Source organism: Rubrivivax soli (assembly GCF_049810355.1).
GTDB lineage: Bacteria > Pseudomonadota > Gammaproteobacteria > Burkholderiales > Burkholderiaceae_C > Rubrivivax.
In genome coordinates, this window is the sequence record NZ_CP187368.1 from 4138911 (window position 1) to 4161920 (window position 23010).

The following is a 23010-nucleotide window of genomic DNA, read 5'->3' on the forward strand; positions in this document are numbered from 1 at the left end:
CAACAGACGCACGATGGTGCGCTTGCTGATCTTCTGCTGGCTGCTGGCGTTCCTGGTCGGGCCGGCCCGGAGCGCGGCGGCCGCCGTGCAGCCGCTGCACCTGGACGAGCGCGCGGCCATCCCGGCCTGGCCCGCGGTGTCGCTGCTGGCCGACCCCGGGCACACGCTCGGCGTCGACGCCGTGCTCGCGCGCCGCGGCGACTTCCGCGTGCCGCTGGGCACGCCGTCCAACCTGGGCCGCGTCGACGCCACGGTGTGGCTGCGCATCCCGGTGCACGTGCCAGGCACCACGAGCGTGCGGCGCGTGCTGGAGATCGGCTACCCGGCGCTGAACCACATCGACGTCTTCGTCGTGCGTGGCGCGCAGGTGCTGCAGCGGCACCGGCTGGGCAACGACCTGCCGTTCGCGGCGCGGCCGCTGCCGTCGCGCAGCCACGCCGTGGCGCTGCTGCTGGACCCCGGCGGGCACGACCTGCTGCTGCGCGTGCGCTCGAGCAGCTCGATGGTGGTGCCGGTGACGCTGCGCACGCTGGAGAACTTCACGGCGCACGAGGCCGGGGTGCAACTGCTGCAGGGGCTGCTGATCGGGCTGGCCCTGTGCATGCTGGTCTACAGCCTGGCGCACTGGCTCAGCCTGCGCGACCGCATCTTCCTGCAGTACGCGCTGCTCGTGGGCGGCAACGTGGTGTTCCTGGTCTCGTACTTCGGGCTCGGCCCGCAGTACCTGTGGCGCGACTGGCCGCAGCTGTCGCAGCAGATCGCGCCGCTGGCGGTGCTGGTGGCGGTCGCGGCGGCGGCGGCCTTCCTGCGCGGCTCGTTGGACACGCGCGCGCTCAGCCGCAGCGGCGACCTGGCGCTGCGCGGCATCGGCTGGGCGGCACTGGCCAGCCTGCTGATGGCGCCGCTGGGCCTGGCCGCCTACCCGCTGCTGCAGACGCTGGCCACCGTGCTCGGGCTGGCGTCGACCGCGGTGGCCCTGCCGCTGCTGGTGCTGCACGTGCGCCGCGGCGAGCGCGTGGCCGTCTACATGCTGGCCGGCTGGGCCTGCTACGTGACGGGCGCGGTGGTGATGGCTGCGCTGCTGCGCGGGTTCATCGAACCCACGCTGCCGGCGCAGCACTTCTACGCCTTCTCGGCGCTGGCCGAGATGTCGACCTGGATGCTGGTGCTGGGCCTGCGCGTGCAGTCGCTGCACCGCAGCGCCGACCGCGCGCGGGTCGAGAGCGAGGCACTGCGCACGCTGGCGCACACCGATGCGCTCACCGGCCTGCCCAACCGCCGCAGCCTGGAAGCGGAGCTGGCCACCGCGCTGCCGCAGGCCGGCCGCAAGCAGCTGCTGGCCGTCTACCTGCTCGACCTCGACGGCTTCAAGGCCGTCAACGACCAGCACGGCCACGACGCCGGCGACGCGCTGCTGGCAGCCGCGGCCGACCGGCTGCGCCGCGAGCTGCGCCACAGCGACAGCGTCGCGCGCCTGGGCGGCGACGAATTCGTGGTGCTGGCGCGCGGCCTGGGCGGCGAGGCCGATGCCTGGGCGCTGGGCCGCAAGCTGGTGGCGGCGTTCGAGGCGCCGTTCGTCGTGCAGGGCGTGCGGTGCCAGGTCGGGCTGACCGTGGGGTTCGCGCTGGCACCCGACGACGGCGGCGACGCCGTGGCGCTGCTGCGCCGGGCCGACGCCGCGATGTACGCCGGCAAGCAGGCGGGCAAGGGCACCGTGCGCCGGGCCGACGCGCCGCTGCTGGAGGCCGCGGCCGCCTGAACCGCGCCTGGGCGGCTACTGCATGAAGCCGATCGGCCCGCGCTTGCCGTGGGCCTCGGGCAGGTCGGCCAGCTCGATGCTGCCGCGGCCGGCCAGCCGGGCATTGCCGAACGCCGTCATCCAGGCACGGCGCATCTCGCGCGGCGCCATCGTGGCGAAGCGGTCGAGCACCGCATCGCCCGGCGCCTCGTCGAAGCGCCGGCCCCAGTCGTGCTTGCTGCGCAACTGCTGGTAGAGGCGCAGCGCGATGCAGCGTGCGGCGTCGAAGTCGGGGCTGCGCACCTCGAACACGTTCATGCGGTTCAGGATGGGCTCGGGGATGCTGCGCTCGTCGTTGGCGGTGGCGACCCAGATCACCTGGCTGGCGTCGATCGGCACCTCGGCGAACTCGTCGGTGAAGGCGCCGGCGGTGTCGTGCTCGAGCAGGCTGTACAGCGCGCCCAGCGGGTCGTAGGCGTGTTCGCCGCGGGCCTTGTCGATCTCGTCGACCACCATCACCGGGTTGGCGTACTGGCCGTCGACCAGCGTCTCGAACACCTTGCCCGGGCGCGCGCCCTTCCACTGGCTGGACGCGCCGCTGAGCACCCAGCCGGCGGTGAGTGAGCTCATCGAGATGAAGCCCAGGCCCGTGCCGAGCAGCTCGGCCACCTCGCGGGCGAAGTGCGTCTTGCCGATGCCCGGCGGCCCCAGCAGCAGCATCGGCGTGATCTCCAGCGCGTCGCGGCTGTCCTGGCACAGCGCGAGCTGGCGCTTCAGGTCGTCGAGCACCTCGCTGAAGTTGGGCAGCTCGTCGTACAGGTGTTCCATGGCCGGCAGGCCCGAGGGCTTGACCTGGAAGCGGTCCGCGCCCTTCTCGAGCATGCGTTCGTAGGTGCTGCGCAGCGATTCGTGTTCCTTGGCCGGCAGCCGCGCCATGCGCTTCTCGACCTCGTGCAGCCGGTACAGGCTGCGCATGCGGGCGATCGGGATGCGGCCGCCCGGGTCGGCCGCCGTCACGGGAACCAGATCGTGCGACGTGGTCTGCATGCACAACTCTCCTGTCAAAAGCGACGCTTCAGGCAACGCTGGAATCATTCAAGCATGCCGGGGCGGCTGGCAAGCCCTGAGCAGCGGGGGTTTTCACCGCCTGTTGGCTTCGGTCCTTCGGCCACGGTTTCGCAACGGCCTTCAGCAAGTTGCGCGCCTGCCGATACGTTTGCAACAGCTTTGTCGCAGGTCTGACGCACGCGTGAAACCTGCGGCGGCCACAGTGCCAGGGCGGGTGCGGTGGCTGCACCCGCTGCGACTGCTCAAGGAGAGGCCGATGAACCACCCGTTGCTGTTGCGCGCCGACACCCTGCACGAACTGCCGGCGGCGCTGGAAGACCGCCGGCCGCGTGCCGCCGAGCCCGTGTTCGCCCCCAGCTACCGCAGCGAGGCCTTCGCCGAGGACCTGGCCGCGTGGCCGGCGGCCGCCGCGCCGGCCGCCCGCGGGTCGGGGCGCCTGCTGCCGACGCTGGCGCTGGTGTTCGCGCCGCTGCTGCTGGTGCTGGCCGGCGCTGGCCTGGCCGTGTTCGCCTGACGGGCACTCCCCGGGGCGCGTCAGCGCGCCGCTGAAACAATCGAAACGCGGGCGAGGCACGGCTGAAACGCCTGCGCGGCAGCATGCGCTGCATGCACACGCCGCTCCACACGCCGTCCCATCCATCGGCCTTCGGTCGCCCTGCTGGCTATGATGCGCGCGCCGCGTTGGCGGCATCCGGAGCGCAGCCGATGGCGCCTACCCAGGTTTCCCCCACGTTGCTGGTGGTCGACGACGAACCCGAGCTGCGCACGCTGCTGGGCGAGTACTTCGGCCGCCACGGTTTCCAGGTCGCGTTGGCCGCCGACGCCGCCGAGGCCCGCGCCTGGCTCGCCGCGCAGCCGGCGCAGCTGGCGCTGCTGGACGTGCACATGCCCGGCGAGGACGGGCTGGCGCTGGCGCGCTGGATGCGCGAAGCCCACCCGCGCACCGGCCTGGTGATGCTCACGACCGCCGGCGAGGCAGTGGACCGCATCGTCGGCCTGGAACTCGGCGCCGACGACTACATCCCCAAGCCGTTCGAGCTGCGCGAGGTGCTGGCGCGCGTGCGTGCGCTGCTGCGCCGGCTGCAGCAGCCGGCGCCAGCGGCCGTCGCCCCGGCGCCGCCGGCCGCCGACACCCGGCAGGTGGCGTTCGGCGCCTGCCGGCTCGACATCGACACGCGCCGGCTCGTTGCCGCCGACGGCGCGGAGATCGAGATCACCGCCGCCGAGTTCGACCTGCTGGCGCTGTTCGCGCGCCACCCGAACCGGCCGCTGACGCGCGACACCATCATGGAGCAGGCGCACAACCGCGGCTGGGACGTGTTCGACCGCTCCATCGACCTGCGCATCATGCGGCTGCGCCGCAAGATCGAGCGCAACCCCGACAAGCCCGAGGTGCTGAAGACCGTTCGCAACGTGGGCTACGTGTTCGTCACCGGATGACGGCGCGGCCATCGTTCCCCGCGGGGGATGGTCGGACGCCCCCGTTCGGCAAGGGGCTCCGGTGACCGATCCCGGCGCCGGCACCCTGCGCGCGGCGCGGCGCCTGCTGTGGGCGCTGCTGGTGCCGGTGCTGCTGCTGCTGGCGGTGCTGACGGTGCTGCAGTACCAGCAGCGCATGCAGGACGCCGAGCGCGACCTGCTGCGCCGCGCCCAGGAGCGCGCCCAGGAGCTCGAAGCCGTGGTGCGCCCGGCGATGGCGCACGTGCAGGACCTGCGCGCGCTGATGGAGCAGCGCTGGCACGACCCGCCCGACGGCGGCCCGGCGCTGCGCCAGGCGCTGCAGCCGCGGCTGGCCGACGGTCGTGACGACGGCTGGTCGCTGGACACGGCGGACGCGGCGCAGCGCGCGCGTTTCGGCCAGGTCTGGTGGGCGGCGCCCGACGGCAGCGCGCCCGACGCCACCTGGCTGCGGCGGGCGCAGGGCTTCGTCGAGCTGGCGCGCATCGTGCACGAGCGCGCGCCCGGCTTCGAGGCCACCTGGTTCGCCGCGGCCGAGGTCAACACCTCGTTCGGCTACCCGTGGATCGACAGCACGCGCATCCTGCAGTCGATGGGCGCACCCAGCCTGCAGGCCATCGACGCGCCGCGCCAGCGTGCCGTGCAGCGTTCGGTGCAGGCGTTGGCGCAGGACCCCGAGGACACCGTGTTCTGGGGCCCGCCCTACGTGAGCCAGCTCAACGGCCAGCTCGTGATGTCGCACGGCGCGATGGTGGTGGTCGACGGCCGCTACCGCGGCGAGGTCAGCCTGGACTTCCGGCTCGACGATCTGCAGACACGCATCACGCAATGGACGGCGGCGCCGGAGGCCGGCGCCGACGGCGTGCGCGTGTGGATCACCGACGTGCGCGGCAACGTGCTGGCCGACTCGCAGCAGCCGCTGGCTGCGCCCGGCCAGCCCGGACTGGCCGACACGCCGGTGCTGGCGCCGCTGGTCGGCCGGCTGCCCGCAGGCCTCGGCCGGCCGGACCTCGACGCCACGCTGTTCGGTCCCGACCACGTGCACCGCGAGGCCGGCTGGCTGCTGACGGCGGCGGTGCGCATCGGCTCGCCCTGGGTCTACGTGCAGGCCACGCCCGAACACGCGCTGCGCGCGCGCGTGCTGCCCACCATCGTGCCCAACTTGCTGCTGGCGCTGGCACTGCTGGCCAGCATCGTGGCCGGCCAGTGGGCGCTGCAGCGCAGCTTCGTGCGTCCGGCGCTGGCCATCCTGGACTACCTGCGGGCGCTGTCGGCCGATGCCGAGGCGCCGGTGCCGCGGCTCGGCGGGCGCTGGCAGGGCTGGATCGCCGCCGTCACCGAGACCTTCCGGCGCCAGCGCGAGCTGCAGCAGCACGGGCGCCAGACCGAGGCGCTGAAGGCCGCCATCATCGACCACGCCATCGCCGGCATCGTCAGCACCGACGGCCAGGGCCGCATCGTCGAGTTCAACCCCGCGGCCGAGGCCATGTTCGGCCGCAGCCGCGCCGAGGTGCTGGGGCTGGAGGTGGGTGCGCTGATCGTGCCGCCGCAGCACCGCGCTGCCCATGCCGCGGGCATGGCGCGCATGGCCGCCGGCGGCGCGCCGCGCGTGATGGGCCGGCGCGTGCAGATGACGGCGCTGCGCCGCGACGGCAGCGAGTTCCCGATGGAGATGGTGCTCTTCCGCACCGAGCTCGACGGCGTCGTGCACTACACCGCCTCGATGAGCGACATCACCGAGCGCGTCGAGAGTGCCGGGCAGATCGAGCGCCAGCGCGACGCGCTGCGCCAGAGCGAGAAGCTCACCGCGATGGGCAGCCTGCTGGCCGGCGTGGCGCACGAGCTGAACAACCCGCTGGCCATCGTGATGGGCCGCGCCAGCCTGCTGGAGGAGAAGACCGAGGGCACGGCGCTGCAGGCCGATGCGCAGCGCATCCGCGAGGCCGCCGAACGCTGCGGCCGCATCGTGCGCACCTTCCTGAACATGGCACGGCAGCGCCCGCAGCAGCGTGCGCCGGTGCAGCTGAACGACCTGGCGCGCGCTGCCGCCGAGATGCTGGGCTACACGCTGCGCAGCCACGGCATCGCCATCGTGCTGGAGCTGGCCGAGCCGCTGCCCGAGGTGATGGCCGACGGCGACCAGGTGGGCCAGGTGCTGCTGAACCTGGTCGTCAACGCGCAGCAGGCGCTGGCCGGCGGCGATGCCGCGCGGCCGCGCCGCATCACGCTGCAGACCGGCGTGGAGCCGCGGCGCGAGAACCGCGCGCAGCGCGTCTGGCTGCGCGTGGCCGACACCGGGCCCGGCGTGCCGCAGGGCGTGCAGACGCGCATCTTCGAGCCCTTCTTCACGACCAAGGCCGAGGGCCTGGGCACCGGGCTCGGCCTCTCGGTGTCGCGCTCGATGCTGCGCGAGCACGGCGGCGACCTGGTGCTCGAACGCGACGGCAGCGACGGCGGCGGCGCCGCCTTCCGCCTCAGCCTGCCGATCAGCGGCGAGGCCCGCGACAGCACGGCCAGCATGCCGCTGGACCCCGCCGAGCCCGCCGCGCAGGCACGGCTGCTGGTGGTGGACGACGAGGACGAGATCGCCGACGTGATGCGATCGATGCTGGAAGGCGCCGGCTACGAGGTCGCCACCGCCGAGTCGGGCGCGGTGGCGCTGGAACTGCTGCAGGCCGCGCGCTTCGACGCCATCGTCTCCGACCTGCACATGCCGGGCATGGACGGCGCCGCGCTGTGGCGCGCAGTGCGCACGCAGCACCCGGCGCTGGCGCGGCGCATGCTGTTCGTGACCGGCGACACCTTGTCGCCGCAGGCGCAGCGATTCCTGCGCGAGACGCGCTGCGCCAGCCTCGACAAGCCCTTCGCGCGCGCCGACCTGCTGGCCGCGGTGCAGGCCGTGCTGGCGGCCTGAGCGCGGCAGCGTTCAGGCGGTGACGGCGGCCGGTGCCGGCTGCGGCGGCGTCAACGCTGCGGCGGCCTGCTCGGCGGCGTCGATCATGGTGGTCGCGACCAGCGTGTACATCGTGGTCCAGGCCTCGCGCGTGGCGGCGTCGAAGTGCGGGCCCAGGCCCTGGGCCAGCGTCTTCAGCAGCGCCGTGCCGACGGCGTCGTAGTGCGCCGGCTGCACGCCGTAGCCGCCGTGGCGCGCGCCCAGCTGGCGCAGCACCGGCAGCAGCGTCTGCGGCTTGTCGAGCAGGCCGACGGCGGCGCCGATCATCTGCAGCAGCTTCGCGCCCTGGTCGTCCATGTCGCCCTTGAACAGCGCACGCAGCGCCGGCTGGGCCTCGAAGAGGTGGGCGTAGAACAGCGCGGCGGTGCTGCGTGCCACCGGCACGACACGGGCGAAGCTGCTGCGGACGAGGGTGATCTGCTCGGGGGTCATGGCGGGGGTCCTTCGTGAAGCGGTGTGACGAGCCGCCACGATGCCCGGCCGCCGTTTCAACCCCGCTTCAGCCGCCCGCCCGGCCGTGTTTCGTTCGTTGCAGCGCCGGGGCCTACTTGACCCAGGTGTTGAGCTGGATGATGGGCAGCAGCACCGCCAGCACGATGACCAGCACCACCACACCCATGCCGACGATCAGCAGCGGTTCCAGGATGGTGGCCACTGCCATCGCGCGACGCTGCACCTCGGCCGCCAGCTGCGACGCGGCGCGCGCCAGCATCACCGGCAGCTGGCCGGTCTGCTCGCCCAGCCGCGCGAACATCGCCAGCAGCCCCGGGAAGCGTTTCTTGCCTGCCAGCGCGCTGGCCAGCGGCGCGCCTTCGCGCACCTGCACCAGCGCGTCCATCGCGTCGGCGCGCATCGCGCGGTTGCCCAGCGTCTCGGCCGCGGCCTGCAAGGCCTTCAGGATGGGCACGCCGGCGCCGGCCAGCATCGCCAGCGTGCCGGCGAAACGCGCCGCGTTGTAGCCGCGCGCCAGCCGGCCCACCAGCGGCAGCCGCAGGAAGCTGGCGTCGCTGCGTTCGCGGAAGGCCTCGTTGCGCCGCATCAGCACGAATCCGCCCACGCCGCCTGCCGCCAGCAGCGCCACCGCCCAGCCCCAGTGCCGCACGAAACCGCTGACGGCCAGCATGGCCACCGTCAGCGCCGGCAGCGCGCGCTTGGAGCTGGTGAAGACCGAGGTCACCTGCGGCACGACGTAGGTGACGAGGAAGATCACGATGACCAGCGCGATCACCGACACGATGGCCGGGTACAGCATCGCGCCCAGCAGCTTGCCGCGCAGCGCCTGGCGTTCTTCGAGGTCGGTCGCCAGGCGCTCCAGCACCGGGCCGAGCGCGCCGCTCTGCTCGCCGGCGGCGACCACGGCGCGGTAGACGTCGTCGAACTCGCGCGGCGCGGTGGCCAGCGCGCGCGCGAACGGGCTGCCGGCGTTGACCTCGCTGCGCAGGTGTGCGAGCAGCTCGCGCTGGCGCTGGTCTTCCGATTCATCGGCCAGCGCCGTGAGCGCGCGCTCCAGCGGCAGCCCCGAGCCGACCAGGCCCGCGAGCTGGCGCGTCCACACGGCCAGGCCGGTGGCGCCGAAGACCCGGCCCTTGAAGCGCGGCGCGGCGCCATCGCTGCTGGCGGCGGTGACGGGCGTGACGCCCAGCGGCACCAGGTTGCGCGTGCGCAGCTGCGTGCGCGCGGCCTTGGCGTTGTCGGCCTCGACCAGGCCGGTCTGCGACTTGCCGGCGGCGTCGAGGGCTTCGAATCGATAGGCAGGCATGGGAGCGGTCTAGTCCCGGGTCACGCGGATCACTTCTTCGGCGGAGGTGATGCCTTCGCGCACCAGGCGCTCGCCGTCCTCGCGCATCGAGCGCAGGCCGCCGCGGCGCGCCGCGGCCACCAGGTCCTGCTCGGGCGCGCGGTTGTGCACCAGGGTCTGCATGCCTTCGTCCACCGTCATCAGCTCGTACACGCCGGTGCGGCCCTTGTAGCCGGTGTGGCTGCAGCGGGCGCAGCCCACCGGGTGCCAGCGGCCGTCCTCGCCCTGGCGCTTGCAGTCGGGGCAGAGCTTGCGCACCAGGCGCTGCGCCAGCACGCCCAGCAGCGTGCTGCTGAGCAGGAAGGGCTCGACGCCCATGTCGATCAGCCGCGTCACGCTGCTGGGGGCGTCGTTGGTGTGCACGGTGGCCAGCACCAGGTGGCCGGTCAGCGAGGCCTGGATCGCGATCTGGGCCGTTTCATGGTCGCGGATCTCGCCGATCATGATGACGTCGGGGTCCTGGCGCAGGATGGCGCGCAGCGCCTTCGCGAACGTGAGGTCGATCTTCGGGTTGACCTGCGTCTGGCCGATGCCTGCCAGCTCGTATTCCACCGGGTCCTCCACCGTCAGCACGTTGGTGGTGCTGGTGTCGACGCGGCCCAGGCTGGCGTACAGCGTGGTCGTCTTGCCCGAGCCGGTGGGGCCGGTGACGAGCACGATGCCGTGCGGCTGCTGGATCAGGCGGTCGAAGGCCGAGAGCACGTCGCCGCTCATGCCCAGGCCCTCGAGCGTGAACTTGCTCTCGGTCTTGTCCAGCAGGCGCAGCACCGCGCGTTCGCCGTGCGCGCTGGGCAGCGTGGACACGCGCACGTCGATGGCGCGGCCGCCGATGCGCAGCGAGATGCGGCCGTCCTGCGGCAGGCGCTTCTCGGCGATGTCGAGCTCGGCCATGATCTTCAGCCGGCTGATCAGCGCCGCGTGCAGCGCCTTGTTGGGCTGCACCACCTCGCGCAGCGTGCCGTCGACGCGGAAGCGCACCGCGCTGCTGCGTTCGTAGGGCTCGATGTGGATGTCGCTGGCGCCGTCCTTCGCGGCCTGCGTCAGCAGCGCGTTGAGCATGCGGATGATGGGCGCGTCGTCGGCGGCTTCCAGCAGGTCCTCCACCGCCGGCAGCTCCTGCATCATGCGGCTCAGGTCCACGCCGCTCTCGACCTCGCCGATCACCGCGGCGGCGCTGCTCTCGCTGCCGGCGTAGGCGGCGGCGATGCGCTGGCCCAGCGTGGCCGCGGGCTCGCGCTCGAAGCCGGCCACGTCGAACAGCCGCGTCACTTCCGACAGCGCGGCCGGCGAGGTCGTCTCGGCGGCCCACAGCACGAGCTGCTCGCCGTCGTCTTCGAGCAGCAGCGTGTGCGCCTTCGCGAAGGCGTAGGGCAGGGGGTGGCGGCTGCCCATGTCAGGACCGCCCGGCCGTTCCGAAGGGCCTGACGGCCCCCACGGGGGGAAGCGAACGCAGTGAGCTCGGGGGCATCATGTCAGGGTGCTTTCGGCTGGCCGGGGTCGGCCATCTCGGGCGCGGGCTTCACCGCCGTGCGCGCCGGTGCGCTCGGGAACGCGGGCAGCTGCGGCAGCACCGGCGCCTCGTTGATCGGCGCCACGTAGCTGTGTTCGGGCTGCGCCGCCGTCTGGCGGCTGCGCATCTGGTCGTAGCGGTCGACCGAGAAGCGCGTGGTGCTGTCGGCGTCGCGCATCACGATCGGGCGCAGGAACACCATCAGGTTGGTGCGGCGCTTCTCGCGGCTCTCGCTGCGGAACAGCGCGCCCAGCCACGGGATGTCGCCGAGCAGCGGCACCTTGGTGCGGGTCTCGACGAAGCGGTCCTCGATCAGGCCGCCGAGCACGATGATCTGGCCGTCTTCCACCACCACCTGCGACTCGATCGAGCGCTTGGTCGTCGACGGGCCGGCACTGCTGGTGCTGATGACGCTGCTCTGTTCCTGGTAGATCACCATGCGCACGGTGCCGCCTTCGCCCACCTGCGGCCGGATGCGCAGCGTGATGCCGACGTCCTTGCGCTCGATGGTCTGGAACGGGCTCGTCGTCGAGGTGCCGCCGGTGTTGGTGAACTGGCCGGTGATGAAGGGCACGTTCTCGCCGACGACGATCTTGGCCTCTTCGTTGTCGAGCGTGATCAGGTTCGGGGTCGAGACGATGTTGGTGTTGGTCTGGCTCTGCAGCAGGTTGGCGATGGCCGCCAGCCCGTAGGCGCCGGCGAAACGGCGGATGACGCCGACGTTCAGGCCCTGGCCCAGCCCCGCGGCGATGCCGGTGGCGTCGATCTGCACCAGGTTGCCGGTGGTGCCGAAGTTGGTGCCGGCCACCAGGCCGGTGCTGTCGCCGCTCTGGCCCAGCAGGCCCTGCCACTGGAAGCCGAAGTCGGCCTCGTTGCCGCCCGAGACCTCGACGATCATGCTCTCGATGTACAGCTGCGCGCGGCGCGAGTCGAGCTGGTCGACCATCGCGCGCACCTGCTTGTACAGCGGCTCGGGCGCCGTGATGATGAGCGAGTTGGTCGCCGGGTCGGCCTGGATGAAACCGCCCGTGGTGGGCTGGCCCGAGGCCGTGACCGGCGCCGTGGCCTGCGGCGACGCGCCGGCCGCGGTGCTGCCGGCGTCGCTGCGCGAGGCGCCGATGTTGGGGCTGGTCTGCTGCGTCTGCAGCGCGGACGCCAGGCCGGTGGAAGCGCCGCCGCTGCCGCCCGTGCCGCCAGTGCCGGCGAAGGCCGCACGCAGCACGGTCGCCAGCTTCACGGCATCGGCGTTCTTCAGGTGCACCACCCACAGCCCGCCGCCGGGGCCGATGGCGGTGGAGGGGCGGTCGAGCTTGGCGATGGTGGCGCGCACCACGGCCATGCGCGCGGCGTTGGGCGCGCGCACGATCAGCGAGTTGCTGCGCCCGTCGGCCACCACGCTGGTGCCGCCGGCGCCGGCGGCCGCGCCGGGCACGGCCACCGTGCCGCCGGTGTCGGCCAGACGCTGCACCAGCGGGGCGATGTCCACCGCCACCGCGTGCTCGAGCGGCACCACTTCCAGGTCGGCCGCGGCCGGCTGGTCGAGGGCCGCGATGATCTTCGCGATGCGCTGCAGGTTCTCGGCGTAGTCGGTGATCACCAGCGAGCTGCTGCCCGGGTTGGCGTTGATGGTGTTGTTGGCGCTGATCAGCGGCCGCAGCACCGCCACCAGGTTGTTCGGGTTCTCGTAGTTCAGGCGGAAGATCTGCGTGATGACCTGGTCGCCGCGCGGGCCGACCTCGCCGATCGAGACCGTGCCGGTCTGCAGCTTGGCGTCGGCTTCCGGCACGACCTTCAGCAGGCCGCCGCTTTCCACCACCGCGAAGCCCAGGCCGCGCAGCGCCGTGAGGAAGCTCTGGTAGGCCTGCGGCACGCTCTGCGGCTGCTCGCTGTAGACGGTGATCTGGCCCTTCACGCGCGGGTCGACCGCGATCTGGCGGTTGATCATCGCGGCGAAGGCGCGTGTCACGGCCTCGATGTCGGCGTTGACGAAGTTCACCGTCACCGGCGCGCGCGAACGCTGCTGCGTCTGCGGCGGCTGCTGGGCCTGCAGCGGCGGCGCGGCCAGCGCGGCGGCCAGCGCCAGGCAGACCAGGCGGGAGACGTTGGTGTGACGCGGGGAGGTCATGCTCATCCGATCGATAGGACGGCCAGCGTGCCCTGACGGCGGCCGATGATGTTCAACAGGTTGTTCAGCGCGGCTTCGGTGCCGGGGTCGGCCCGGGCGTCGCCGCGGAAGCGCAGCCTGCCCGCCGTCCACTGGCCGTTGCCGCTGAGCCGCAGCGGGCCCTTCAGCGTCGACAGCAGCAGGTTGCTGGTCTGCCCGCCCACCAGCGTGAGCTGGTAGGTGCCGAGCGTGTCGAGCGTCGAGATGCGCGAGGACAGGCCGTCGAGCACCAGCGAGGCGCCGCCGTCGATCTGCCAGCGGCCCTGTGACGCGGTGGCCACGAGGCCACGGCTGCTGAGCGCCAGCACGCCGCCGGGTTGCAGCGTGTTGAACGGCGTGCCCAGGCCGACCAGCCAGCTGGCGGGCCACTGGGCGACGGCGCCGGTGGAGGCCGGCAGCGTCAATCGCACGCCGCCGCCGCCGACCTGCAGGCGCAGCAGCAACTCGCCGTTGATGCAGCAGGCCTGGCGCAGCCGCAGCGCCAGCGCTGCGCCGTCCAGGCCCAGCGACCATTGCAGGCGCCCGGGCAAGGCGCTGGCGTCGCGGCTGCCGACGCCTCCGGTCAGCACGGCCACGGCGCTGCCGTTCCAGACGCTGCCGCGGGCGTCGGCCAGCTGCAGGCGCTGGCCGGTGGCGCTGGCCACGGCACCGGCCAGCCAGGCGGCGGGCGCCCAGGCCAGCAGCGCCGCCACGCCACCCACCACCGCGCCGGCAGCCCACCAGCGCTTCATGCCGCGCCCCCGAGCGCCACGACGATGCTGCCGCTGTAGCCGGCCGCGCCGCGCGTGAGGCTGGCTTCGACCGGCCGCGCGCGGGCGCCCGAGCGCACCTCGCCGAGCCAGCTGCGCAATTCCTCGGTGCCGACGCCGTTCAGCGTGAGCACCGCGCGCTCGCCCTGCAGCGACAGCCGCGCCTTCGTGCCCAGGCGCTCGCTGGCGGCGCGCAGCGCGGCAGCGGACTGTTCGACGTTCACCGGCGGCGTGTTCCGCAGCTCGCGTGCCTCGGCTGCCAGCAACTGCATCGACTGCAGCTCCGCTGCCAGCGCGTCCAGCTGCGCCGGTGCCGTGCGCACGGTGCGCAGCGCCGGCTGCACCAGCACCAGCCACGCGCCGAAGGCCAGCAGCACAGCCGCGCACAGCGCCACCAGCTGGCGTTCGCGTGCCGCCAGGCCCGACCACCAGGCGCGCAGCGGCGCGAGCGCTGCCTGGCGGGCGGTGGCGTTCATGCGGGCCTCCGCAGGTTGCGGCCGAGCGTGACACGGCCTTCCGCCATCTCGACGCTGTAGCCCGCCGGACGCAGGCGTTCGCGGAACTGCGCCAGCTGCGGCTCACCCCAGCCGGGCGCCGCCAGCGTCAGCCGGCCGCCTTCGTAGCGCAGCGTCTGCACCGGGCCCTGGCCGTCGGGCCAGGCCGCGGCGGCAGCGCCGAGCAGCACCTCCAGGTCGCCGTCGCCGGCCCGACCGGCGGCCGCGCGCAGGCGCTCGGTCTCGCGCTGCATCTGCGCGGGCGGGTCGATGATGGCCCGCACGCCGGGGTGCGCCGTGCGCAACAGGTCGTTCATCTCGGCGCGGCGTGCCGCCAGGGCCTGGTCCTGCTTCCAGGCCCAGAGGTTCAGGCCCAGCAACTGGACCGCCACCAGCGCGGCCAGGCCGATGCGGGCCGGTCGCCAGTCGGGGCCGAGGAAGCGGCGCCAGGCGTCGCGCAGTGCGCGCGTGCCGCGGTGGCGGGAGGCGAGGTCGAACTGGCGCAGGTTCCAGTCGGTCTGCACCGCTTCCAGTGCGCGCTCGGGCTCGCCCAGCACGCGCACGGGGTGGCCGAGCCAGCGCTCGGCGGCGGCGGCGGCGGCGGGCGTGGCCGTCCAGTGCACGCCGTCCAGATCGGCCGGCAGCAGCGCGCGCGCCAGCGTGCCGCCCACGCGCACGACGGCGGCGCCGTCGGCATGGGCCAGCGCCAGCGTGGGCGCGGCATCGGCCGGGCCGTCGGCGAAGAAGTGGCCGCGGGCCGTGGCGCCGGGCGCCTGCGCCGGTAGCACGCGGTCGACGACCAGGCCGGCGGCTTCCAGGCTGGCCAGCGTGGCCTGCAGCCAGGGCTTGTGCACCGCGGCGATCCAGGCGGGCTGGCCTGCGGCGGCCTGCGGCGGCACGGCCAGGTGCAGTGCGCTGTCGTCGTCGAGCAGGCCTTCTTCCAGCATGCCTGCCAGCGCCGCGCGCAGCCGCGAGGCCGGTGCCTTGGGCAGCGTCAGGCGGTGCCAGGCGACGTCGGCGTCGGCGAGCACCGCCACCACAGTGTCGGCCCGGGGCAGCTGGGCCGGCGCCGAGCGGCCACTGCTGGCCACGCTGCGGCCGTCGTTGCTGAGCACGTGGTCGAACTCGGCCGCCGGCCTGGGCTCTGCCGGCTCGCCGGCTGCGCGCGATGCCAGGCGCGGCCGGGGGGGGATCTGGATCACGAGGACAGCCATGGGCACCTATTGTCGCTGTGTGGGGGGGCAGGGCGCGCGGGTCAGCGATCCCCTGCCTGGGTGCTGCGGCGCTCGCGCTGCAGCGCCACGACCTCCAGGCCGCGGTCGGCGCCGCGGCGCTCGACCAGCGAGCGCTGCTGCAGCACGCGGTCTTCCAGCCGCAGCCGGCCTTCGACGAAGAAGTACAGGCTGCGCACGTTGACGCGCTTTTCGTCGACGTTCTTCTGCAGCGGCTCGGGCAGCTCGGCCTTGATCGCCTCCAGCGTCTCGAATGGCGCGCGCTGGCGCCGCTGCAGCAGGCGTTCGGCCGTGCCCAGGTCGAGGCCCTCGATGGCGGCCAGCAGCACCTCGCGCGACGCGGTGTTCACGTTCACCGGCGTCGCCACCGGCAGCAGCACCAGGTAGGGTTCCAGCCGCGCCACCGTGGCCGCGTCCAGGCCCAGCCAGGTCAGCTGCGCCACGCGTTCGGGCAGCAGCGGGCCGTCTTCGGTGCCGCTGGACCCCGCAGCCCGCGCCGCGCGCAGGCCCTCGCCGATGCGGCCCGGCGTGTCGGTGGGCACGCCGGCGGCGTCGCACAGGCGCTCGAGCGCGCGCAGTTCGGCCGCGATGACGCTGCCGTCGGCCGCGATCAGGTTGTTCAGGTTGTAGAGCGCCTGCGCGTCGGTGATGCTGCCGGAGAGGAAGGCCTCGGGGCCGGTGTCGGCGTTGTTGTCCTGGTCGGCGGCCAGGAAAGTGGACAGCCGCGCCTCGGCCAGCGGCGTGGCCCAGGGCTCCCCCAGGTGGTCGGCGCCGCCGGTGCGGGTGTCCTCGCGCAGGATCAGCCGTGCCCAGTCGAGCGCGCCGCCGAGGATCCACTCGGACTGCACCGCGCTGCGCTCGGCGGCCTCGATCTGCACGCTGCGCGCCTGCTGCCACACCATGCCGGCAGCCAGCGTGGCCACCAGCGTGACGACGATCATCGCCAGCAGCAGCGCCGCGCCGCGCTGCGGCCGCCGAGCTGCGCGCGCCGCGCTACCGGTCATGGGGACCGAGCGCGATGTCGCGCGTGAGGGTGTCGTCGCCGATCGTGACGACCAGGCGCACGCCGTCGGGCAGGGCCTCGCGCGCCGGCGCGCTGGCGATGGCCGACGGCGGGGCGACGATGCTGCCGCTGGACTGCGAGTTGCTCCAGGCGTTGCCGCGGTAGTAGTACAGCTGCCATTCGCCGACGCCTTCCAGCAGCGTCACCTGGCCGGGTTCGTTGCCCTGCAGCTGCTGCGCACGCAGCCAGCTGTCCTGCAGCGCCTGCGTGCGCGTGGTGGCCGGGCCCACCCAGCGCTGCCAGCGCCCGCTGCGCAGCGACCACGCCACCAGCGCCACGCCTTCGCCCTGCGGGCCCTGCACGGTGCGCGTCATCAGCAGCGTCTGGCCGTCGAAGGCCAGCGGCGGCGCGCTGCCGCTGTCGTGCAGCGCCGCGAAGTCCTGCTGCCACTGCGACAGGATGGTGTTCAGCCGCGCCGCCCGGTCCACCGCCTGCTGGCTGCCGTCGCGCGCGCGCAGCATGCCGTCGATGCCGCGCCAGGCCAGGCCGGTCAGCACGGCCATCACGGTCAGCGCCACCAGCACCTCGACGAGCGTGAAGCCGGTCGTGCGGGTCCGGGGGGGCGACGCCGAGCCGCGGTGGCGCTGCATGGCGTCAGTAGCGCGAGAGGACGGTGGACAACGACAGCAGCGGCACACCGGCTTCGTCGGTGACGACGGCGTCGACGCGGCGGAAGTTGGGGTTCGGCGTGCCGCGGGTGCGCAGCTGGCCGCGGTAGATGCGGCCGAGCTGCTCGCACTGGAAGTCGGCGTCGCCGATGCCCGGCAGCTGCCGCGCCAGCTTCAGCCCGGTGAGCTGGTTGTCGGCGCACCACTGCGCGGCGCTGACGTCGGCCAGCCGCTGCGCGTTGTCGGTCAGCGCGCCGGCCGCACGCATGCCGGCGCCGAGCGTGATGGCCACGATGGCCAGCGCCACCAGCACCTCGATCAGCGTGAAGCCCGCGCTCGCCCGGGCCCGTGCCTGCCGCGTCACGGCGCGGTCTCCGGCGCCACCACGGCAAAGGCGGCGAGGCCGTCGCTGCCGATCTCCAGCCGCTGGTCGGACAGCCGCAGCACCACGCGCTGCGGCGGCAGGATGGCCTCGGGGCCCAGCACCAGCACGGTGGCGCCCACGACTTCGGCGCTGATGCCGTCGCCCAGCCAGCGCGTGGGCAGCTGCGCCGCGGCCGGCAGGCCGGTGAAGCGGAAGCCCTCGGTCTGCGCTGCGTCGCCGGGCAGCCAGGCCACCTGCAGGCCGCTGCTGCGGGCTTCGGTGCGCGCGCTCTCCAGCAGCGCGACCAGCCTTGCCGCCTCGACCTCCAGCCGCGTGGCGGCCGGGTCGCGGATGGCCAGCGAGACCAGCCCGGCGCCGATGGCCACGATGGCCAGCACCACCAGCAGTTCGATCAGCGTGAAGCCGGCCGCGGCGCCGGCCCGCCGGCGGCGCGGGAAGCGGCCGCTACTGCCAGGAACCGATGTCGGCATTGTTGCCTTCGCCGCCCGGCTGGCCGTCGGCGCCGTAGCTGAAGACATCGATCTCGGCCTTCACGCCGGGGTTCAGGTACTGGTACGGGCGGCCCCAGGGGTCGTTGGGCAGCTTCTCGACATACGGCTTCCAGTTCGGCGGCACCGGGCTCGCCGTGGGCTTGCTGCGCAGCGCCTCCAGGCCTTGTTCGGCACTCGGGAAACGCTGGTTGTCGAGCTTGTAGAGCTTCAGCGACTGCATCAGGTTGTTGATGTCGGTGCGCGCGGCCGTCACACGCGCGTCGTCGGCGCGGTCCAGCACGTTGGGCACGATCAGCGCCGCCAGGACGCCGATGATCACCAGCACCACCATGATCTCGATCAGCGTGAAGCCCGCAGACGGCAGCCGGCTCGGCGAAGCTGGGCGGCGGGGGTGGCGCAGGGCAGGGTGCAGCGTCATGGTCGGGGGCGTCGTCCTTGGGGACCGGTCGGAGTCGTGGAGCACGATAGCGTTCCATCATAATCGTCCGATGACGGCGAAATGGTGGGCGTTCGGACTCTGGCTCGCGGTGGCGGCCAGTGCCGTGTACTGGGCGTTGCAGCTGTTCGTGCCGGGCCAGCCGGTGCCTGCGCACGCGGGCGTGGCGGTGGTGGCAGCCAGCCCGCGCGGCGACCTGTCGCGCCTGTTCGGCGCCGATGCCGTGGCGCCCGCCGAGGCGCCCGTGCCCACCAGCAGCCGCTTCCAGCTGCTGGGCGTGGTGGCCCCGCGCCACGCCGGCGCCAGCCGCGAGGGCGTGGCGCTGATCGCGGTGGACGGCCAGCCGCCGAAGGCCTACCGCATCGGCGCGCAGATCGAAGACGGCCTCGTGCTGCAGTCCGTGGCGCAGCGTGGCGCGTCGCTGGGCCCGCGCGATGGCGCGCCGTCGGTGGCGCTGGACATCCCCCCGCCGGCGCCCGCCGCCACCGGGGCGCTGCCGGTGGCCGGCTTCCAGCCGCCGGGCATGGCGCCCGGGGTGGCTCCGCCGCGCCAGGCCCCCGCGTTCACGCCGCCGGCACGGGTGCCGCTGCCTTCGCTGGCCCCGCCGCCGCAGCCGACGCAGGAAGCCCCGATCACCGACCGCACGCAGCAGTTGCAGACGGAGTGACCGCCGCCTGACTCAGTACAGCGCCTCGGGCCCGAACAGCGACGGCGGCAGCGCGTCGTTCTCGTCCAGCGGCTGGGGCTGCGACGGGCCGGGGTCTTCGCCGTCGGCCACCTCCGTCAGCAGCGCCGCGGCGTTCTTCACCAGCGGCCAGGCCAGCGTGGCGCCGGTGCCGTCCAGGCTTTCCAGGCCCAGCTCCAGCAGCGCGGTGGCACGGAACAGGTTCAGTGCCTGGTCGAGGCCGCGGTGGCTGTGGCTGCGGCAGAACACGCAGTAGTCGGTGACGGGCTGCGCGATGCGCGCGGCCAGCATCAGCGCGGCGCAGGCGGCCATGCCGTCGATCATCAGCAGCTGGCGCTTGCTGGCGGCCATCAGCATCACGCCGACCATCACCGCGATCTCGAAGCCGCCGAAGGCCGCCAGCACTTCCACCGGGTCGCTGACCTCGCGGTGGCGCGCCTGCGCGGCCTGGGCGATGACCATCAGGTGCGCCAGCTGCTCGCTGCTCATCGAGGGGCCGGCGAGCATCAGGTCGCGCACCGGCGAGTCGGTCAGGCGCGACAGCACCAGCGCCGCGCTCTCGTGCGTGCCGACGCCGATGCCGGCGCAGATCGTCATGTTGCCGCGCAGCTTGTCGCCGATCTCCATGCCGGCGCGCATGCCGGCGTGCGCCTGCTCCAGCGTCATCGCCGAGGCGACACGGGCGTTGCGCGTGCCGTAGGCGATCTTGCGCATCAGCAGCCGGTCGTGCGCGGGCAGGTTCTCGGCGATGCCGCAGTCCACCACGGCCACGTCCAGCATCTGGCTGCGCGCGAACACCGTCAGCGGCAGCTGGTTCATCAGCAGCTGCTGCACGATCTCGTGCGTGCCCTTGCGCTGCGGGCCCTGCACGCCGTCGACCGCCAGGCCGTGGTCGGCCGCGAACACCAGCAGCTGCGGGTCGCGGAAACGCGGCTTCAGCGTGTTCTGCATCAGCCCCAGCCGCACGGCCAGCGGCTCGAGCTCGCCCAGCCCGCCGGCGTGTTCGTTGCGGCGTTGCAGCTTGTCGCGCAGCGCCCGCTCGAGCAGCGGGTTGGAGGTGGGCGTGACGAGCGAGCGGCTGGTGACCATGGCAAGCCGAGTGTAACGAGCCGCCCGCCCGGGCTGCTAACGCAGGAACAGCTGGTACACGGGGTTGCGGGTTTCCTCGACCCAGGGGTAGGCGAGCGTGCGCAGGAACTCGCGCAGCCCGGCTTCTTCGCCGGCCGGGACCTGCATGCCGACCAGGATGCGCCCGTAGTCGGCCCCCTGGTTGCGGTAGTGGAACAGGCTGATGTTCCAGCCCGGGTGCAGCGCCGCCAGGAAGCGCATCAGCGCACCCGGGCGCTCGGGGAACTCGAACCGGAACAGGCGTTCGTCCTGCGCCAGCTCGCTGCGGCCGCCGACCATGTGGCGCACGTGTTCCTTGGCCAGTTCGTCGTCGGTCAGGTTGACGGTGGCGAAGCGGTGGCGCTCGAAGTTGCGCGCGATGCGGTCGGCCTCGTCGCGCCGGGCGATGGCCACGCCCACGAAGACGTGCGCGACCTGCGCGTCGGAGATGCGGTAGTTGAATTCGGTGACGGCGCGCGGCCCGATCAGTTCGCAGAAGCGCTTGAACGAACCGCGCTCCTCGGGGATCGTGACGGCGAACAAGGCCTCGCGCTGCTCCCCGAACTCGGCCCGCTCGGCGACGAAGCGCAGGCGGTCGAAGTTCATGTTCGCGCCGCAGGTGATGGCCACGAAGGTCTTGCCCTTGGGCTTGTGCGTCTCGACGTACTGCTTGATCGCGGCCACGCCCAGGGCGCCGGCCGGTTCGAGGATGCTGCGCGTGTCCTGGAACACGTCCTTGATGGCGGCGCACACGGCGTCGGTGTCGACGACCACGTAGTCGTCGACCAGCGCCCGCGCGACGCGGAAGGTCTCCTCGCCCACCAGCTTCACGGCCGTGCCGTCGGAGAACAGGCCGACGTCGGACAGCGTCACGCGCCTGCCGGCCTTCACCGAGCGCAGCATCGCGTCGGAATCGGCGGTCTGCACACCGATCACGCGCACCTCGGGCCGCACGGCCTTGATGTACGCCGCCACGCCCGAGATGAGCCCGCCGCCGCCGATGGCCACGAAGACGGCGTCCAGCGGCCCCTGGTGCTGGCGCAGGATCTCCATCGCCACCGTGCCCTGGCCGGCGATGACGTCGGGGTCGTCGAAGGGGTGCACGAAGGTCAGCCCCTGCTGCTGCTGCAGCTGCACCGCGTGGCCGTGGGCGTCGGAGTAGCTGTCGCCGTGCAGCACGACCTCGCCGCCCAGCGCCGCGACGGCGTCGACCTTCAGCTTCGGCGTCGTCACCGGCATCACCACCACCGCGCGGCAGCCCAGCTTCTTCGCCGACAGCGCCACGCCCTGCGCATGGTTGCCCGCCGAGGCGCAGATGACGCCGCGCTGCAGCGCCTCGGGCGCCAGGTGCGCCATCTTGTTGTAGGCGCCGCGCAGCTTGAAGCTGAAGACCGGCTGCTGGTCCTCGCGCTTGAGCAGCACCTGGTTGCCCAGGCGGCGGGACAGGTTCTTCGCCGGCGCCAGCGCGGTCTCGCGGGCCACGTCGTAGACGCGCGCGGTGAGGATCTTCTTCAGGTAGGCGGCCGCGATGCGCGCGCCGGCGGGTCGGGGGGCGGGGGGCGTGGGCATGGGGCCTCTCGTCGCAGGGCGCGGGATCATAAGCCGGCGCACCCATGAAAAAAGACCCGGAGCCTTGCGACTCCGGGTCGAATCCACCATTGGAGGAGGTGGAGGAGACAACGGGCGGGTGCGCGACAGCGAACACCCATGCGGCGCAGTCTATCACCGCCATGCTGCAGTGCAATATGCCGGCGGCAGGGTTGTCTAGGGGAGCGACTCCAGAAGGTGCCGGCAGGCGTGCAGAATGCGCGCCTCGCGGCGCTTCCCCGGCGCCTGCACCACGCGATCGAGGGCACAAGCAGCATGGAATGCACCATCAACTGGATGCCGGCCACCGGCATGGGCTTTTCCGCCGAGACCGGCAGCGGGCACCTGCTGACCATGGACGGCGCGCCCGACGGCGGCGGGCGCAACCTGGCGCCGCGGCCGATGGAGACCGTGCTGGCCGGCACCGGCGGCTGCACGGCCTACGACGTGGTGCTGATCCTCCAGCGCGGCCGCCACGACGTGCGCGGCTGCCAGGTGAAGGTGACGGCCGAGCGCGCCGGCACCGACCCGAAGGTGTTCACGAAGATCCACATGCACTTCGTCGTCAGCGGGCGCGGACTGCCCGCAGCGGCGGTGGAGCGCGCGATCCAGCTGTCGCACGAGCGCTACTGCTCGGCCAGCATCATGCTCGGCAAGACCGCCGAGATCAGCACCAGCCACGAACTGGTCGAAGCCTGACCGGGCGGCGGCGCCCGGCGCCGCAAGCCCCGCCGGCGTGGCTCAGACGCGGTGCGCGGTGGTCGTCATCACCTTGGCCACCGCCCGCATCGCCCAGCGGACCGGCCAGGGCAGTTCGGCAGCGCCGGCGTCCAGCGCAGCGTCGGCGTGCTGGCGTTCGTCCTCGGCCATCCGTTGCACGATGGCGCGCGAGCGCGTGTCGGCGGCGGGCAGGCGATCGAGGTGTCCGGCCAGGTGCTGCTCGACCTGCCGCTCGGTCTCGACGACGAAGCCCAGGCTGGTGCGGTCGCCCGCGCGGCCAGCGAGCAGGCCGATCCCGAAGGCGCCGGCATACCAGACCGGATTGAGCAGGCTGGGCCGGTCGCCCAGTTCCTGCAGGCGCTGCTGCGTCCAGGCGAGGTGGTCGGTCTCCTCGCGCGCCGCCGCCACCATCTGCGCGCGCAGCTCCGGGCTGCGCGCCGTCAGCGCCTGGGCCTGGTAGAGCGCCTGGGCGCAGATCTCGCCGACGTGGTTCACGCGCATCAGCGCACCCGACAGGCGGCGTTCTTCGGCGTCGAGCTCGGGTGCGGCGGCAGCGCGGGCCGGCGTGCCATCGGCCGGATTCGGCCGTGCGGCATGCACGGCCCCGGCCAGCGTGCGCAGCGCGTGGTCCGCGCTGATGATGAAGCGATCCAGTGACGACATGACGACGCAGGATAGCCCACTACGGGTTGCCCCGAAGCGCGTTGTGCTCAGGCAACAACCTGTCCCGATTTGTCGGGTGGCCGTTTGCCACGGGGGGGTGC

General features: G+C 73.2%; 22 protein-coding genes. 6 read left to right on the forward strand and 16 right to left on the reverse strand.

Annotated elements, in window-relative coordinates; all coding sequences use genetic code 11:
* Positions 1-13: 13 nt before the first annotated feature.
* Entirely contained in the window at positions 14-1759 is a 1746-nt protein-coding gene (locus ACPOLB_RS18900; RefSeq protein ID WP_425257572.1) for a diguanylate cyclase domain-containing protein, read from the forward strand.
* A gap of 15 nt (positions 1760-1774) precedes the next feature.
* Here ACPOLB_RS18900 and ACPOLB_RS18905 read toward each other — a convergent pair whose 3' ends face one another.
* Positions 1775-2785, reverse strand: a complete 1011-nt coding sequence (locus ACPOLB_RS18905; protein ID WP_425257573.1) for an AAA family ATPase — start codon at positions 2783-2785, stop codon at positions 1775-1777.
* A 277-nt stretch (positions 2786-3062) separates the two neighbouring features.
* Between ACPOLB_RS18905 and ACPOLB_RS18910 the strand changes: the two genes are divergently transcribed.
* The 3 genes from ACPOLB_RS18910 (at position 3063) to ACPOLB_RS18920 (ending at position 7178) form a co-directional block, all read left to right on the forward strand.
* The gene (locus ACPOLB_RS18910) at positions 3063-3320 is read left to right on the forward strand and encodes a hypothetical protein (protein WP_425257574.1); all 258 of its coding nucleotides are present in this window, start codon (positions 3063-3065) and stop codon (positions 3318-3320) included.
* Between the two features lie 191 nt (positions 3321-3511).
* The gene (locus ACPOLB_RS18915; RefSeq protein ID WP_425257575.1) at positions 3512-4246 is read left to right on the forward strand and encodes a response regulator; all 735 of its coding nucleotides are present in this window, start codon (positions 3512-3514) and stop codon (positions 4244-4246) included.
* A gap of 61 nt (positions 4247-4307) precedes the next feature.
* A complete protein-coding gene (locus ACPOLB_RS18920) occupies positions 4308-7178 on the forward strand; it encodes a hybrid sensor histidine kinase/response regulator (RefSeq protein WP_425257576.1) in 2871 nt (956 codons plus the stop codon).
* 12 nt (positions 7179-7190) lie between these two features.
* Here ACPOLB_RS18920 and ACPOLB_RS18925 read toward each other — a convergent pair whose 3' ends face one another.
* From ACPOLB_RS18925 to gspG, 12 genes are all read right to left on the reverse strand, one after another.
* Positions 7191-7649, reverse strand: a complete 459-nt coding sequence (locus ACPOLB_RS18925; protein ID WP_425257577.1) for a globin family protein — start codon at positions 7647-7649, stop codon at positions 7191-7193.
* Between the two features lie 112 nt (positions 7650-7761).
* Positions 7762-8976, reverse strand: a complete 1215-nt coding sequence (gene gspF / locus ACPOLB_RS18930; protein ID WP_425257578.1) for a type II secretion system inner membrane protein GspF — start codon at positions 8974-8976, stop codon at positions 7762-7764.
* Positions 8977-8985: 9 nt separating this feature from the next.
* Positions 8986-10407, reverse strand: coding sequence for a type II secretion system ATPase GspE (gene gspE / locus ACPOLB_RS18935; RefSeq protein ID WP_425257579.1), 1422 nt, complete (start codon positions 10405-10407; stop codon positions 8986-8988).
* A gap of 80 nt (positions 10408-10487) precedes the next feature.
* The gene (gspD, locus tag ACPOLB_RS18940) at positions 10488-12650 is read right to left on the reverse strand and encodes a type II secretion system secretin GspD (RefSeq protein ID WP_425257580.1); all 2163 of its coding nucleotides are present in this window, start codon (positions 12648-12650) and stop codon (positions 10488-10490) included.
* A 2-nt stretch (positions 12651-12652) separates the two neighbouring features.
* Positions 12653-13420: a type II secretion system protein N gene (gene gspN, locus ACPOLB_RS18945; RefSeq protein ID WP_425257581.1), complete on the reverse strand. Its 768-nt coding sequence runs from the start codon at positions 13418-13420 to the stop codon at positions 12653-12655.
* Entirely contained in the window at positions 13417-13914 is a 498-nt protein-coding gene (gspM, locus tag ACPOLB_RS18950) for a type II secretion system protein GspM (RefSeq protein WP_425257582.1), read from the reverse strand. The genes gspN and gspM overlap by 4 nt, the downstream gene beginning before the upstream one ends.
* Positions 13911-15146, reverse strand: coding sequence for a type II secretion system protein GspL (gspL, locus tag ACPOLB_RS18955; RefSeq protein ID WP_425257583.1), 1236 nt, complete (start codon positions 15144-15146; stop codon positions 13911-13913). The genes gspM and gspL overlap by 4 nt, the downstream gene beginning before the upstream one ends.
* 41 nt (positions 15147-15187) lie before the next feature.
* Positions 15188-16168 (reverse strand): type II secretion system minor pseudopilin GspK, encoded by a 981-nt coding sequence (gene gspK / locus ACPOLB_RS18960; RefSeq protein WP_425257584.1) that lies wholly within the window; start codon positions 16166-16168, stop codon positions 15188-15190.
* Positions 16158-16817, reverse strand: a complete 660-nt coding sequence (locus ACPOLB_RS18965; RefSeq protein WP_425257585.1) for a prepilin-type N-terminal cleavage/methylation domain-containing protein — start codon at positions 16815-16817, stop codon at positions 16158-16160. Before ACPOLB_RS18965 ends, gspK begins: the two co-directional genes overlap by 11 nt.
* A gap of 4 nt (positions 16818-16821) precedes the next feature.
* Positions 16822-17199 carry a type II secretion system minor pseudopilin GspI gene (gene gspI / locus ACPOLB_RS18970; RefSeq protein WP_425257586.1) on the reverse strand — a complete coding sequence of 126 codons (378 nt, stop codon included), beginning with the start codon at positions 17197-17199 and terminating at the stop codon, positions 16822-16824.
* Positions 17196-17690, reverse strand: a complete 495-nt coding sequence (locus ACPOLB_RS18975) for a pilus assembly FimT family protein (RefSeq protein ID WP_425257587.1) — start codon at positions 17688-17690, stop codon at positions 17196-17198. The genes gspI and ACPOLB_RS18975 overlap by 4 nt, the downstream gene beginning before the upstream one ends.
* Positions 17665-18129, reverse strand: a complete 465-nt coding sequence (gene gspG, locus ACPOLB_RS18980; protein WP_425257588.1) for a type II secretion system major pseudopilin GspG — start codon at positions 18127-18129, stop codon at positions 17665-17667. Before gspG ends, ACPOLB_RS18975 begins: the two co-directional genes overlap by 26 nt.
* A 70-nt stretch (positions 18130-18199) precedes the next feature.
* Here gspG and ACPOLB_RS18985 point away from each other — a divergent pair, with 70 nt between their 5' ends.
* On the forward strand, positions 18200-18814 hold the full coding sequence (locus tag ACPOLB_RS18985) for a type II secretion system protein N (RefSeq protein ID WP_425257589.1): 615 nt from the start codon (positions 18200-18202) through the stop codon (positions 18812-18814).
* 12 nt (positions 18815-18826) lie between these two features.
* Here the strand turns inward: ACPOLB_RS18985 and ACPOLB_RS18990 are convergent, their stop codons facing one another.
* Positions 18827-19921 (reverse strand): nicotinate-nucleotide--dimethylbenzimidazole phosphoribosyltransferase, encoded by a 1095-nt coding sequence (locus tag ACPOLB_RS18990; protein WP_425257590.1) that lies wholly within the window; start codon positions 19919-19921, stop codon positions 18827-18829.
* A 36-nt stretch (positions 19922-19957) separates the two neighbouring features.
* Positions 19958-21508: a threonine ammonia-lyase, biosynthetic gene (gene ilvA / locus ACPOLB_RS18995; protein WP_425257591.1), complete on the reverse strand. Its 1551-nt coding sequence runs from the start codon at positions 21506-21508 to the stop codon at positions 19958-19960.
* Between the two features lie 294 nt (positions 21509-21802).
* Between ilvA and ACPOLB_RS19000 the strand changes: the two genes are divergently transcribed.
* Positions 21803-22225: an OsmC family protein gene (locus ACPOLB_RS19000; protein ID WP_425257592.1), complete on the forward strand. Its 423-nt coding sequence runs from the start codon at positions 21803-21805 to the stop codon at positions 22223-22225.
* A 42-nt stretch (positions 22226-22267) separates the two neighbouring features.
* On the opposite strand, the gene coq7 is transcribed toward ACPOLB_RS19000, so the two are convergent.
* Positions 22268-22909 (reverse strand): 2-polyprenyl-3-methyl-6-methoxy-1,4-benzoquinone monooxygenase, encoded by a 642-nt coding sequence (coq7, locus tag ACPOLB_RS19005; RefSeq protein WP_425257593.1) that lies wholly within the window; start codon positions 22907-22909, stop codon positions 22268-22270.
* Positions 22910-23010 lie beyond the last annotated feature (101 nt).

Excerpts from the sequence above, each read along its gene's own strand:
- ACPOLB_RS18990 (WP_425257590.1), bottom strand. The coding sequence starts at position 19,921 with ATGGTCACCAGCCGCTCGCTCGTCACGCCCACCTCCAACCCGCTGCTC.
- gspE (WP_425257579.1), bottom strand. The coding sequence starts at position 10,407 with ATGGGCAGCCGCCACCCCCTGCCCTACGCCTTCGCGAAGGCGCACACG.
- gspG (WP_425257588.1), bottom strand. The coding sequence starts at position 18,129 with ATGACGCTGCACCCTGCCCTGCGCCACCCCCGCCGCCCAGCTTCGCCG.
- ACPOLB_RS18925 (WP_425257577.1), bottom strand. The coding sequence starts at position 7,649 with ATGACCCCCGAGCAGATCACCCTCGTCCGCAGCAGCTTCGCCCGTGTC.
- gspD (WP_425257580.1), bottom strand. The coding sequence starts at position 12,650 with ATGACCTCCCCGCGTCACACCAACGTCTCCCGCCTGGTCTGCCTGGCG.
- ACPOLB_RS18975 (WP_425257587.1), bottom strand. The coding sequence starts at position 17,690 with ATGCCGACATCGGTTCCTGGCAGTAGCGGCCGCTTCCCGCGCCGCCGG.
- gspF (WP_425257578.1), bottom strand. The coding sequence starts at position 8,976 with ATGCCTGCCTATCGATTCGAAGCCCTCGACGCCGCCGGCAAGTCGCAG.
- gspL (WP_425257583.1), bottom strand. The coding sequence starts at position 15,146 with ATGGCTGTCCTCGTGATCCAGATCCCCCCCCGGCCGCGCCTGGCATCG.
- ACPOLB_RS18965 (WP_425257585.1), bottom strand. The coding sequence starts at position 16,817 with ATGCAGCGCCACCGCGGCTCGGCGTCGCCCCCCCGGACCCGCACGACC.
- gspM (WP_425257582.1), bottom strand. The coding sequence starts at position 13,914 with ATGAACGCCACCGCCCGCCAGGCAGCGCTCGCGCCGCTGCGCGCCTGG.
- ACPOLB_RS18985 (WP_425257589.1), top strand. The coding sequence starts at position 18,200 with ATGACGGCGAAATGGTGGGCGTTCGGACTCTGGCTCGCGGTGGCGGCC.
- ilvA (WP_425257591.1), bottom strand. The coding sequence starts at position 21,508 with ATGCCCACGCCCCCCGCCCCCCGACCCGCCGGCGCGCGCATCGCGGCC.
- ACPOLB_RS18900 (WP_425257572.1), top strand. The coding sequence starts at position 14 with ATGGTGCGCTTGCTGATCTTCTGCTGGCTGCTGGCGTTCCTGGTCGGG.
- ACPOLB_RS18905 (WP_425257573.1), bottom strand. The coding sequence starts at position 2,785 with ATGCAGACCACGTCGCACGATCTGGTTCCCGTGACGGCGGCCGACCCG.
- ACPOLB_RS19000 (WP_425257592.1), top strand. The coding sequence starts at position 21,803 with ATGGAATGCACCATCAACTGGATGCCGGCCACCGGCATGGGCTTTTCC.
- coq7 (WP_425257593.1), bottom strand. The coding sequence starts at position 22,909 with ATGTCGTCACTGGATCGCTTCATCATCAGCGCGGACCACGCGCTGCGC.
- gspN (WP_425257581.1), bottom strand. The coding sequence starts at position 13,420 with ATGAAGCGCTGGTGGGCTGCCGGCGCGGTGGTGGGTGGCGTGGCGGCG.
- ACPOLB_RS18915 (WP_425257575.1), top strand. The coding sequence starts at position 3,512 with ATGGCGCCTACCCAGGTTTCCCCCACGTTGCTGGTGGTCGACGACGAA.
- gspK (WP_425257584.1), bottom strand. The coding sequence starts at position 16,168 with ATGACCGGTAGCGCGGCGCGCGCAGCTCGGCGGCCGCAGCGCGGCGCG.
- ACPOLB_RS18910 (WP_425257574.1), top strand. The coding sequence starts at position 3,063 with ATGAACCACCCGTTGCTGTTGCGCGCCGACACCCTGCACGAACTGCCG.